This is a genomic window from Rhodophyticola sp. CCM32 (assembly GCF_004751985.1).
GTDB lineage: Bacteria > Pseudomonadota > Alphaproteobacteria > Rhodobacterales > Rhodobacteraceae > Rhodophyticola.
The window spans coordinates 3,601,759-3,613,931 of record NZ_CP038492.1; the positions used below are offsets into that span (position 1 = coordinate 3,601,759).

The window sequence follows — 12,173 nt, forward strand, 5'->3', positions numbered from 1 at the left end:
CCGGTGGAAAACGCGCGTTTTCCACCTCCCTCGACCCCGCACCTTTGTGTAAGGAAATACGATGAACCAGGAACTGACCAACAACCCGTTTAACCCGCTGACCCCGCAAAAGGCCTTTGACGAGATCAAAGTCAGCCTGGCGAGCCCTGAGCGGATTCTGTCATGGTCCTATGGCGAGATCAAAAAGCCCGAGACCATCAATTACCGGACCTTCAAGCCCGAGCGTGACGGGCTGTTCTGCGCCCGTATCTTTGGCCCGGTCAAAGATTACGAATGCCTTTGCGGCAAGTACAAGCGCATGAAGTATCGCGGCGTTGTCTGCGAGAAATGCGGTGTGGAGGTGACCCTGCAAAAGGTCCGCCGCGAGCGGATGGGCCATATCGAACTGGCCGCGCCCGTCGCCCATATCTGGTTCCTGAAATCATTGCCGAGCCGCATCGGCCTGATGCTGGACATGACCCTGCGCGATCTGGAACGGATTCTCTATTTCGAGAATTATGTGGTGATCGAGCCGGGCCTGACCGATCTGACCTATGGGCAACTGATGTCCGAAGAAGAGTTCATGGATGCGCAGGACGCTTATGGCGCCGATGCGTTCCAGGCCAATATCGGGGCCGAAGCCATCCGCGAGATGTTGCAGAATATCGACCTTGAGGCCGAAGCCGCGCAACTGCGTGAAGACCTGAAAGAGGCCACCGGTGAGCTGAAACCGAAGAAGATCATCAAGCGGCTGAAAATCGTCGAGAACTTCCTGGAATCCGGCAACCGCCCGGAATGGATGATCCTGACCGTTGTGCCGGTGATCCCGCCAGAGCTGCGCCCGCTGGTGCCGCTGGACGGGGGCCGGTTTGCGACCTCTGACCTGAACGATCTGTATCGCCGGGTGATCAACCGCAACAACCGTCTGAAACGGCTGATCGAACTGCGCGCGCCCGACATCATCATCCGCAACGAAAAGCGGATGTTGCAGGAATCCGTTGATGCGCTGTTTGACAATGGCCGTCGTGGCCGGGTGATCACAGGGGCCAACAAGCGCCCGCTGAAATCGCTTTCCGACATGCTGAAAGGCAAACAGGGCCGGTTCCGTCAGAACCTTCTGGGCAAACGGGTCGATTTCTCGGGCCGTTCGGTGATTGTGACCGGGCCGGAACTGAAGCTGCATCAATGCGGCCTGCCCAAGAAGATGGCGCTGGAGCTGTTCAAACCCTTCATCTATTCGCGGCTGGAGGCCAAGGGCCTCAGCAGCACGGTGAAGCAGGCAAAGAAACTGGTTGAGAAAGAGCGCCCCGAGGTCTGGGATATCCTGGATGAGGTGATCCGCGAACATCCGGTGCTTCTGAACCGGGCGCCGACGCTGCACCGTCTGGGCATTCAGGCGTTCGAGCCGACGCTGATCGAAGGCAAGGCGATCCAGCTGCATCCGCTGGTCTGTTCCGCGTTCAATGCCGATTTCGACGGCGACCAGATGGCTGTTCACGTGCCGCTTTCGCTGGAGGCACAGCTGGAAGCACGCGTTCTGATGATGTCGACCAACAATGTTCTGTCGCCGGCCAACGGCGCGCCGATCATTGTGCCCTCGCAGGATATGATCCTGGGTCTCTACTATGTGACCCTGGAACGCGAAGGTATGAAGGGCGAAGGCATGGTCTTTGCCTCGGTCGAAGAGGTGGAACATGCCCTGAACGCCGGTGAGGTGCATCTGCACGCCAAGATCACCGCGCGTCTCAAGCAGATCGACGAGGAAGGCAACGAGGTTTATGAGCGGTTTGAAACCACGCCCGGCCGGATCCGTCTGGGCAGCCTGCTGCCGCTGAATGCCAAGGCGCCGTTTGAACTGGTGAACCGTCTTCTGCGGAAGAAAGAGGTCCAGCAGGTGATCGACAATGTCTATCGCTATTGCGGTCAGAAAGAGTCGGTCATTTTCTGCGATCAGATCATGACGCTTGGGTTCCGTGAGGCATTCAAGGCCGGTATCTCCTTCGGCAAGGATGACATGCTGATCCCCGACACCAAATGGACGCTGGTTGACGAGACCCGCGGCCAGGTGAAGGAATTCGAACAGCAATATATGGATGGCCTGATCACCCAGGGTGAGAAGTATAACAAGGTCATCGACGCCTGGTCGAAAGCCAATGACAAGGTCACTGACGCCATGATGGGTTCCATCTCGGCCAAGGTGACCGATGATGACGGCGCCGAACAGGAGCCGAACTCGGTCTATATGATGGCCCATTCCGGCGCCCGTGGCTCTGTCACCCAGATGAAGCAGCTGGGCGGGATGCGCGGGCTGATGGCCAAACCCTCGGGTGAGATCATCGAGACGCCGATCATCTCGAACTTCAAGGAAGGTCTGACCGTTCTTGAATACTTCAACTCGACCCACGGCGCCCGGAAAGGCCTGTCGGACACCGCGTTGAAGACCGCGAACTCGGGCTATCTGACCCGGCGTCTGGTGGATGTGGCGCAGGATTGCATCGTTCGGATGATTGATTGCGGCACCGAGAACACGATCACCGCCGAGGCCGCCGTGAATGACGGGGAGGTTGTGTCCTCCCTGGCTGAGCGGATTCTGGGCCGGACCGCGGGTGAGGATGTGCTGGTGCCGGGCACCGATGAGGTGATCCTGACCAAGGGAGAGCTGATTGACGAACGCAAGGCCGATGCGGTGGAACAGGCCGGTGTCGTGTCGATGCAGATCCGCTCCCCCCTGACCTGCGAGGCCGAGGAGGGCGTCTGTGCCACCTGTTATGGGCGTGATCTTGCGCGCGGCACACGGGTGAATGTGGGCGAAGCTGTCGGCATCATCGCCGCACAATCCATTGGTGAGCCGGGTACACAGCTGACCATGCGGACCTTCCATATCGGCGGTGTGGCCCAGGGTGGCCAGCAATCCTTCCAGGAGGCGGGTGCGGACGGCAAGATTGAATTCCGCAATGCCAACCTGCTGGAAAACGCCGCCGGTGAGATCATCGTCATGGGGCGCAACATGGTCATGGCGATCATGGATGAGCATGGGGCCGAACGGGCAAGCTTCAAGCTTGGCTATGGCACCAAGGTTCATGCCGCCGAAGGTGCCGAGGTGACACGCGGTGACCGTCTGTTCGAATGGGACCCGTATACCCTGCCGATCATCGCCGAAAAGGCCGGGAGCGTGCGGTTTGTCGATCTGGCGGTGGGCACGGCCCTGCGGGACGAAACCGATGATGCCACCGGCATGACCCAGAAGATCGTGATGGACTGGCGCGCGGCCCCCAAGGGCAACGAGCTGAAGCCCGAGATCCTTGTGGTCGGTGAAGATGGCGAACCGGTCCGCAATGACGCGGGCAACCCGGTGACCTATCCGATGTCGGTGGATGCGATCCTGTCGGTCGAGGATGGCCAGACCATCGAGGCCGGTGATGTCGTCGCCCGTATCCCGCGTGAAGGCGCCAAGACCAAGGACATCACCGGGGGTCTGCCCCGGGTGGCGGAACTGTTCGAGGCGCGGCGCCCGAAAGACCATGCGATTATCGCCGAGAAGGATGGCTATGTGAAATTCGGCCGCGACTTCAAGAACAAGCGCCGGATTGCGGTGGTTCCCGCCGAAGACGGGCAGGAGCCGGTGGAATACATGGTGCCGAAGGGCAAACACATCCCCGTTGCCGAGGGCGATTTCGTCCAGAAAGGCGACTACATCATGGATGGCAACCCGGCGCCGCATGACATTCTGTCGATCATGGGTGTCGAGGCGCTGGCCGATTACATGATCGACGAGGTGCAGGATGTGTACCGGTTGCAGGGCGTGAAGATCAACGACAAGCATATCGAGGTGATCGTCCGCCAGATGTTGCAGAAATGGGAGATCCTGGATTCAGGGGAAACCACGCTGCTGAAAGGCGAAAACGTCGATAAGGCCGAGTTTGACGAGGCCAATGAAAAGGCCCTTGCCGAAAAACGCCGCCCGGCAACGGGGGAGCCGATTTTGCTGGGGATCACCAAGGCCAGCCTGCAGACCCGGTCGTTCATCTCGGCCGCATCGTTCCAGGAAACCACCCGCGTGCTGACCGAAGCCTCGGTGCAGGGCAAGCGCGACAAGCTGGTGGGGCTGAAAGAGAACGTCATCGTCGGCCGCCTGATCCCGGCGGGCACCGGGGGCGCCACGCAGCGGGTGCGCCGGATTGCAACCGAACGTGACGCAGTGGTGATCGAAGCAGCCCGTGCCGAGGCCGAAGCGGCTGCCGCACTGGCCGCCCCCGACGAGTCTGAGAGCGGGGAAAGCGCGGCGGAATAAACCGCACAGCCCCGTATCATGAAAACCTGCCCCCGCCGAATACGTATTCGGCGGGGGTTTTCTTTTGTGGATGCATGTCAAGCGAAGCGGTGCATGCTGCCGGTGCTTAATCGGCTTTCAAATGGCGGGGTTGAGGCCAGACCTACCAATTTCTGCAAGATTGTGAATGCCGACTGTAGAGCGGGCTTGCTGCAACCCCAAATAGAAGGGGTTTTGCGCTTCAAACTGCGTTGTTTTCCATATCTTGCGGCAAAGGGTTGACCTGCCGCTAGATTTCGGGGTAATGGAAAGATGTGGTACAATTTTGTACCGGATCAGGAGGGATGCTATGAAGCAAGTCACGCCCTATGGAAGGTTCGTGCGGATCAAGCGCATGGAGCAGGGTCGTTTGCTGGTCGAGCAGGCGATCTTTATGGATTGCACTCCGTCGTTACTCAGCAGCGTAGAGTTGGGCCGTAAACCAGTCCCCGAGAGCTGGATTCCAACCATCACTGACTTTCTAGACCTCGACGAGAAAGACCAAACCAAACTTCGCACCGCAGTAGAAAAATCTAACGTTGAGTTTCGGTCACGCCCCCGCGTGAGTGAACGCGTTCATGCTCTGGCCGCAAGCAAAAAGTAACCGACCCCGAGGGACAGGAGAGGGCAGTGAAAAACAAGAAGCGGAACATATCGGATCGACGGACAGCGGAACTGTTGCTAGATGCGCAGGACTATCGCCGCCGGTTTGGATTTAAGGACGACGAGCCGTTCAACCCTCTTCGGCATATCGAGCATGATATGTTGTTGAGAAAGCCCCATTGCGTCTACGGGTACGAAGAAGAGCTCATAGAGGACGATGGAACCGAAAACGACGGCCAAGTCGTTTTTGACCGTCACCCATTTCTACAAGTCACCGACGAAGTGGTGAGAGGAGCATTCGAAGCCTTGAAGCCCTTTGATATCCACAAGGGGCCTAAGGACGGCGCCGCACTAACGACCCTCTGTCACGAGATCGCCCATGCCGTTCTGCACACCGAAAAGATGAAAAAGCGTGTGGGGCAAGCTTTGAAACGGGGCATGCCGAATAGCGGTACGTCCTTTCGGACTGATCCCATTGAGGAAGAAGAGGCAAATGTTTTCGGCGGGGGCTTATTGGCCCCCGTTGACGTAATTACCTCGCACACGAGGGCCAGAGACCTCAAGCTTCGTTATCGCATGTCCATGCAAGCTGCACAGAAACTCATAGAGCAGGTGCGAGAACTTGCGCCTCTTTTGGAGGAGCTACGTCGTGCCCGCGCCGCTTAAGGAATTTGCCCACTTAGTGCGTTCGAGGGAGAGAGAAAAAGCAAAAAACGGACCATAAAGGCCCGTTTTCCGCAGTTTTCGCAAGGGGTTAGCGCACCCAAGCGAAAGGCTCCGATGATCAAAGCCCTCACTGTAGCAACTGAGGCTTAGCTTTGATTGAGGTCGGGGGCAACACTTTCCTGCGCTCAAGAGGAGTAAGCCAATGGCTTCGATAAAGGGGCTGACACACCATGACGTGTCGATCATCAAAGCTCGCCTTCTTATGGGTGAGTTCCAGCATCGCATCGCCGCAGATTATGACCTAAACCAAGGCCGTATTTGCGAGATTGCGAAGGGCAAGCGCTTTGCGCAGGTGCGCCCTGCAACGCTTTCAGATGAGCAGGGAGGGGCTTCTCATGTCGGGTAAGCTGTATAAACCGGGCCAGAAAGCCCCGCGTTCTGGACAATATGAAATTGTCGGGCCGAAAGGTGGAAAAACCGGCGTCGAGCGAACCGTGGTGCGGGGTGAGCCTCTGCCCCCACCTGAGAGTAAGGGGCAAAAGTTCCGGCTCACTGATCCGACGAAACATCGCGGAAAGTAAGCAAAACACTCAAGGCTGGCGGCAGCAGTTCCACCGTCGCCAGCCTAAAGCATCCTGCCTTAAACTTGAATCACAAATACCCTGCCACGCTTCGCGTTCCCGGGACATTTGTGATGCGCGATGTCTCAGGTTTAAGGCAGCATGCTATAAGGGACGATTTGGGTGGGTTCAGCTTACGTATTGAGAAGGAAAGCATAGATAGATATGGGCAAGAGCCCGAACCTCAAAGGCGCGTTGTTCATGATGGCCAGCATGGCGGGGTTCACCTTGAACGACGCCTTTGTGAAACTGCTGGCCGGGGATTTGCCGCTGTTTCAGATCGTCTTTCTGCGCGGCGTGACCACCACTGCGATGATGGCCGCGATGGTCTGGGCGATGGGCGGTCTCAGCTTTCGTATTCCGCGCGGGGATCGGGGGCGGGTGGCCATGCGCACGGTGGCCGAGATCGGCGCGATGATCGCCTTTCTGACCGCGCTGATCAACATGCCGCTTGCCAATGCCTCGGCCATTCTGGCGGCTTTGCCCCTGACCGTCACTCTCGCGGCCCATGTGTTTCTGGGGGAGCCGGTGGGCTGGAGGCGTCTTCTGGCCATTCTGATCGGGTTTGGCGGTGTTCTGCTGATCATCCAGCCCGGCGGAAGCGGGTTCAACATCTATGCGCTGGCGGCCTTGCTGGCGGTGATGCTGGTGACCACGCGCGATCTGGTCACCCGGCGGTTGAGCGCGGATGTCCCCTCAACCGGGGTGGCGGTGATCACGGCGGCGGCTGTGGGGCTGTGCGGTGGCGCTTTGTCGCTGGGCACATCATGGCAACCGGTTGACATGAAGGCCGCGGGGCTGGTTCTGGCGGCCTCGACCGTGATCATCGTGGCCTATCTGTTTTCGATCATGGTGATGCGGGTGGGCGAGATCGGGTTTGTCGCCCCGTTCCGCTATACGGCCCTGATCTGGGCGCTGATCCTGGGCTGGCTGATTTTCGGGGAATGGCCCGACAATCTGACGCTGCTGGGCAGTGCGATCGTGGTGGCGACCGGGCTTTTCACCCTGTGGCGTGAACAGGTCGCGGTCAGGCGGGCGCGACAGTTGTGCACGGCCTGAAATACCAGGGCCGGGGCGCTGTTGACAGCCTATCCGATTCCTCCTATACCGCGCGCCACTTGGCAGGGCTGCGTCATGCACCCATTTGCCAGAGATACAGATTTGAGTGGCCATGATCCGGGTTGTTTAAGTGCCCCGATCCTCTGGGAATTCCACCGCGGCGTCCTCCAGGTAGGGAAGGGACGCATGCGGTTTTGGTGTTGTCGTCATGTGACGGTGCGCCAGTTGACATGAACGAGCAAGACGGGGAACCGAATGCCGACGATCCAACAGCTGATCCGCAAACCGCGGCAGCCCAAAATTAAACGCTCCAAATCCCAGCATTTGGAAGCCTGCCCGCAAAAACGCGGCGTGTGCACGCGCGTCTACACCACGACACCGAAAAAGCCCAACTCGGCCATGCGGAAAGTGGCCAAGGTGCGCCTGACCAACGGGTTTGAGGTGATCAGCTATATCCCCGGTGAAAGCCATAACCTTCAGGAACACTCGGTGGTTCTGATCCGTGGCGGTCGTGTGAAAGACCTTCCCGGCGTGCGCTATCACATCCTGCGCGGTGTTCTGGATACGCAAGGCGTGAAAGACCGCCGTCAGCGTCGTTCGAAATACGGCGCCAAGCGCCCCAAGTAAGAGGAACAGCCCATGTCCCGCCGTCACGCTGCCGAGAAGCGCGAAGTTCTGCCCGACGCCAAATTTGGTGACCGGGTCCTGACCAAATTCATGAACAACCTGATGATCGACGGCAAGAAATCCGTCGCTGAACGCATCGTCTACAACGCGTTTGACCGGGTTGAGGAAAAACTGAAACGCGCGCCCGTGGAAGTGTTCCACGAAGCGCTCGACAACATCAAACCCGCGCTGGAGGTTCGGTCCCGCCGGGTCGGGGGCGCCACCTATCAGGTGCCTGTCGAGGTCCGCCCTGAGCGCCGCGAGGCCCTGGCCATCCGCTGGTTGATCAATGCCAGCCGGTCGCGCAACGAAAACACCATGGAAGAGCGTCTGGCAGGGGAACTGATCGACGCCGTGAACGCGCGGGGCTCTGCCGTGAAAAAGCGCGAAGACACCCATAAAATGGCCGATGCCAACCGGGCATTCAGCCACTACCGCTGGTAATCGTCGGGGGTTCCCGGCGTCTTCAATCTCTGTCTGAGGACTGACTCAAATGGCTCGCGACTTTCCGCTCGACCGCTACCGCAACTTTGGGATCATGGCCCATATTGATGCAGGCAAGACCACCTGCTCGGAACGGATTCTGTATTACACCGGCAAATCCCACAATATCGGGGAAGTGCATGATGGCGCGGCCACCATGGATTGGATGGAGCAGGAGCAGGAGCGGGGCATCACCATCACCTCGGCGGCCACGACCACCTTCTGGGAACGGACCGAGGATGGCCAGTCGGCAGATACCGAAAAGCACCGTCTGAACATCATCGACACCCCCGGCCACGTGGATTTCACGATTGAGGTTGAACGCTCGCTGGCGGTTCTTGATGGTGCTGTTGCCGTGCTGGACGCCAATGCCGGGGTTGAGCCGCAGACCGAAACCGTCTGGCGCCAGGCCGACCGCTACAAGGTGCCGCGGATTGTTTTCGTCAACAAGATGGACAAGATCGGCGCCGATTTCTTCAATTGCGTTCACATGATCCAGGACCGTACCGGCGCAATCCCCGCCCCGGTTCAGATCCCGATCGGGGCCGAGACCGAGCTGGAAGGCATCGTTGACCTGATCACCATGGAAGAATGGGTCTGGGCCGGTGAAGACCTGGGCGCGACCTGGGAAAAACGCCCGATCCGCGACAGCCTGAAAGACACTGCCGAGGAATGGCGCGGCAAGCTGATCGAGACCGCCGTCGAAATGGATGACGACGCGATGATGGCCTATCTCGAAGGCGAAGAGCCCGATGTGGAGACCCTGCGCGCGCTGATCCGCAAGGGCACGCTGGCGATCAAGTTCATCCCGGTTCTGTGTGGCTCGGCCTTCAAGAACAAAGGCGTTCAGCCGCTTCTGAACGCGGTGATCGACTATCTGCCCAGCCCGCTGGATGTGGTGGATTACATGGGCTTCAAACCCGGTGACGAAACCGAAACCCGCGACATCGCGCGCCGCGCGGATGATGCGATGCCCTTTGCCGGTCTGGCATTCAAGATCATGAATGACCCGTTTGTCGGCTCATTGACCTTCACGCGCATCTATTCAGGCATGCTGAAAAAGGGCGACACGATGCTCAACTCCACCAAGGAGAAGAAAGAGCGTGTGGGCCGGATGATGATGATGCACTCGATCAACCGTGAAGAGATTGACGAGGCTTTTGCCGGTGACATCATCGCGCTGGCCGGTCTGAAGGACACCACGACCGGTGACACGATCTGCGATCCGCAGGATCCGGTGGTGCTGGAAACCATGACCTTCCCCGATCCGGTGATCGAGATCGCCGTTGAGCCGAAGACCAAGGCCGACCAGGAAAAGATGTCGCAAGGTCTGCAACGTCTGGCCGCCGAAGACCCGTCTTTCCGGGTGGAGACCGATCTTGAATCCGGTCAGACCATCATGAAGGGCATGGGCGAATTGCATCTGGATATTCTGGTGGATCGTCTGAAGCGCGAATTCAAGGTCGAGGCGAATATTGGTGCGCCGCAGGTGGCCTATCGGGAAACCATCGGCCATGAGGTCGAACATACCTACACCCACAAGAAACAGTCCGGTGGATCGGGTCAGTTCGCCGAGGTCAAGATGGTCATCTCGCCGACCGAGCCGGGCGAGGGGTATTCCTTCGAGTCCAAAATCGTTGGCGGGGCGGTGCCCAAGGAATACATCCCCGGCGTGGAAAAAGGCATCAAATCGGTGATGGATAGCGGCCCTCTGGCAGGCTTCCCGGTGATCGACTTCAAGGTGGCCCTGATCGATGGCAAATTCCACGACGTGGACAGCTCGGTTCTGGCCTTTGAAATTGCCGCCCGCATGGGCATGCGCGAAGGCATGAAGAAAGCCGGGGCCAAGCTGCTGGAACCGATCATGAAGGTCGAGGTGGTGACGCCCGAGGATTACACCGGTGGTATCATCGGCGATCTGACCTCGCGTCGCGGCCAGGTGACCGGGCAGGAGCCGCGCGGCAATGCGATTGCCATCGCTGCGATGGTGCCGCTGGCCAACATGTTCGGCTATATCAACACGCTCCGCTCCATGTCTTCGGGCCGGGCGCAGTTCACGATGCAGTTCGACCATTACGATCCGGTGCCGCAGAACATCTCGGAAGAGATTCAGTCGCAATACGCATAAACCCGGGTGGCGGGGGTTCCCCGCCCAACCCACCACCCGCAGGGCGGATTTCCCGCCGATAGACAGCAAAGACAGGAGGCCATCATGGCTAAGGAAAAGTTTGAGCGTAGTAAGCCGCATGTTAACATCGGTACGATTGGTCATGTTGACCATGGCAAGACGACGTTGACGGCTGCGATCACGAAGCAGTTTGGCGATTTCATGGATTACGATCAGATTGACGGTGCGCCGGAAGAGAAGGCGCGCGGGATCACGATCTCGACGGCGCATGTGGAATACGAGACCGAGGCGCGCCACTACGCCCATGTCGACTGCCCCGGCCATGCGGATTATGTGAAGAACATGATCACCGGTGCGGCGCAGATGGATGGCGCGATCCTGGTGGTGAACGCTGCCGATGGTCCGATGCCGCAGACCCGCGAGCATATCCTGCTGGGCCGCCAGGTTGGCATCCCCTACATGGTCGTGTTCATGAACAAGGTCGACCAGGTCGATGACGAGGAACTGCTGGAGCTGGTCGAGATGGAGATCCGCGAGTTGCTGTCCTCCTATGAATACCCGGGCGACGATATCCCGATCATCGCGGGCTCTGCCCTGGCGGCGCTGGAAGGCCGCGACCCGGAGATCGGCGAACAGAAGATTGCCGAGCTGATGGCGGCGGTGGATGAGTATATCCCGACGCCGGCCCGGGCTGTTGACCAGCCGTTCCTGATGCCGATCGAGGATGTGTTCTCGATCTCTGGTCGCGGCACGGTTGTGACCGGCCGGGTGGAACGTGGCGTGATCAATGTGGGCGACGAGATCGAGATCGTCGGCATCAAGGACACGACCAAGACGACCTGCACGGGTGTGGAGATGTTCCGCAAGCTGCTGGATCGTGGCGAGGCGGGCGACAATATCGGCGCGCTTCTGCGGGGTGTGGATCGCGACGGGGTGGAACGTGGCCAGGTGCTGTGCAAGCCGGGCTCGGTGAACCCGCATACCAAGTTCGAGGCCGAGGCGTATATCCTGACCAAGGAAGAGGGGGGCCGTCACACGCCGTTCTTCGCCAATTACCGTCCGCAATTCTACTTCCGGACGACGGATGTGACGGGCACGGTTGAACTGCCCTCGGGCACCGAGATGGTGATGCCGGGCGACAACCTGAAGTTCAACGTGGAACTGATCGCGCCCATCGCCATGGAAAACGGCCTGCGCTTCGCCATCCGCGAAGGCGGAAGAACCGTCGGCGCTGGTGTCGTCTCCAAAGTCATTGAGTAAAAGACCCTAAGGGTTCGACGAGGGGCGGCCATGGTGGCCGCTCCTCCTATCAACTCCAATTGCCTCGAAAGGCTGATAACATGGCAGTCCAAAGCCAAAATATCCGCATCCGGCTGAAGGCCTTTGACTATCGCGTTCTGGATGCCAGCACGCAAGAGATCGTCAATACGGCCAAACGCACCGGTGCGCAGGTGCGCGGGCCGATCCCGCTGCCGAACAAGATTGAGAAGTTCACGGTCCTGCGCGGGCCCCATGTGGACAAGAAAAGCCGCGACCAGTGGGAAATTCGCACCCATAAGCGTCTTTTGGACATTGTTGACCCGACCCCGCAGACCGTGGACGCGCTGATGAAGCTCGACCTGGCTGCCGGTGTCGATGTCGAGATCAAAGTTTAAGGGGG

10 protein-coding genes are annotated in these 12,173 nt (G+C 59.1%); all 10 read left to right on the top strand.

Annotated features, from left to right (window positions below):
- Positions 1-61: 61 nt before the first annotated feature.
- On the top strand, positions 62-4,270 hold the full coding sequence (rpoC, locus tag E2K80_RS17615; protein WP_135376183.1) for a DNA-directed RNA polymerase subunit beta': 4,209 nt from the start codon (positions 62-64) through the stop codon (positions 4,268-4,270).
- 328 nt (positions 4,271-4,598) lie between these two features.
- Entirely contained in the window at positions 4,599-4,892 is a 294-nt protein-coding gene (locus E2K80_RS17620) for a hypothetical protein (RefSeq protein WP_135376184.1), read from the top strand.
- Positions 4,893-4,918: 26 nt separating this feature from the next.
- A complete protein-coding gene (locus E2K80_RS17625) occupies positions 4,919-5,557 on the top strand; it encodes an ImmA/IrrE family metallo-endopeptidase (protein ID WP_135376185.1) in 639 nt (212 codons plus the stop codon).
- A gap of 202 nt (positions 5,558-5,759) precedes the next feature.
- On the top strand, positions 5,760-5,963 hold the full coding sequence (locus E2K80_RS17630) for a hypothetical protein (protein ID WP_135376186.1): 204 nt from the start codon (positions 5,760-5,762) through the stop codon (positions 5,961-5,963).
- A 379-nt stretch (positions 5,964-6,342) separates the two neighbouring features.
- On the top strand, positions 6,343-7,236 hold the full coding sequence (locus tag E2K80_RS17640) for a DMT family transporter (RefSeq protein WP_135376188.1): 894 nt from the start codon (positions 6,343-6,345) through the stop codon (positions 7,234-7,236).
- A gap of 255 nt (positions 7,237-7,491) precedes the next feature.
- Positions 7,492-7,863 (top strand): 30S ribosomal protein S12, encoded by a 372-nt coding sequence (gene rpsL / locus E2K80_RS17645; protein ID WP_135376189.1) that lies wholly within the window; start codon positions 7,492-7,494, stop codon positions 7,861-7,863.
- Positions 7,864-7,875: 12 nt separating this feature from the next.
- Complete coding sequence (gene rpsG, locus E2K80_RS17650; RefSeq protein WP_135376190.1) at positions 7,876-8,346, top strand: 30S ribosomal protein S7; 471 nt, start codon at positions 7,876-7,878, stop codon at positions 8,344-8,346.
- Positions 8,347-8,395: 49 nt separating this feature from the next.
- On the top strand, positions 8,396-10,513 hold the full coding sequence (fusA, locus tag E2K80_RS17655; protein WP_135376191.1) for an elongation factor G: 2,118 nt from the start codon (positions 8,396-8,398) through the stop codon (positions 10,511-10,513).
- A gap of 84 nt (positions 10,514-10,597) precedes the next feature.
- Positions 10,598-11,773, top strand: coding sequence for an elongation factor Tu (tuf, locus tag E2K80_RS17660; RefSeq protein ID WP_135376172.1), 1,176 nt, complete (start codon positions 10,598-10,600; stop codon positions 11,771-11,773).
- 80 nt (positions 11,774-11,853) lie between these two features.
- Positions 11,854-12,168, top strand: coding sequence for a 30S ribosomal protein S10 (rpsJ, locus tag E2K80_RS17665; RefSeq protein ID WP_121899052.1), 315 nt, complete (start codon positions 11,854-11,856; stop codon positions 12,166-12,168).
- Positions 12,169-12,173: the final 5 nt, after the last annotated feature.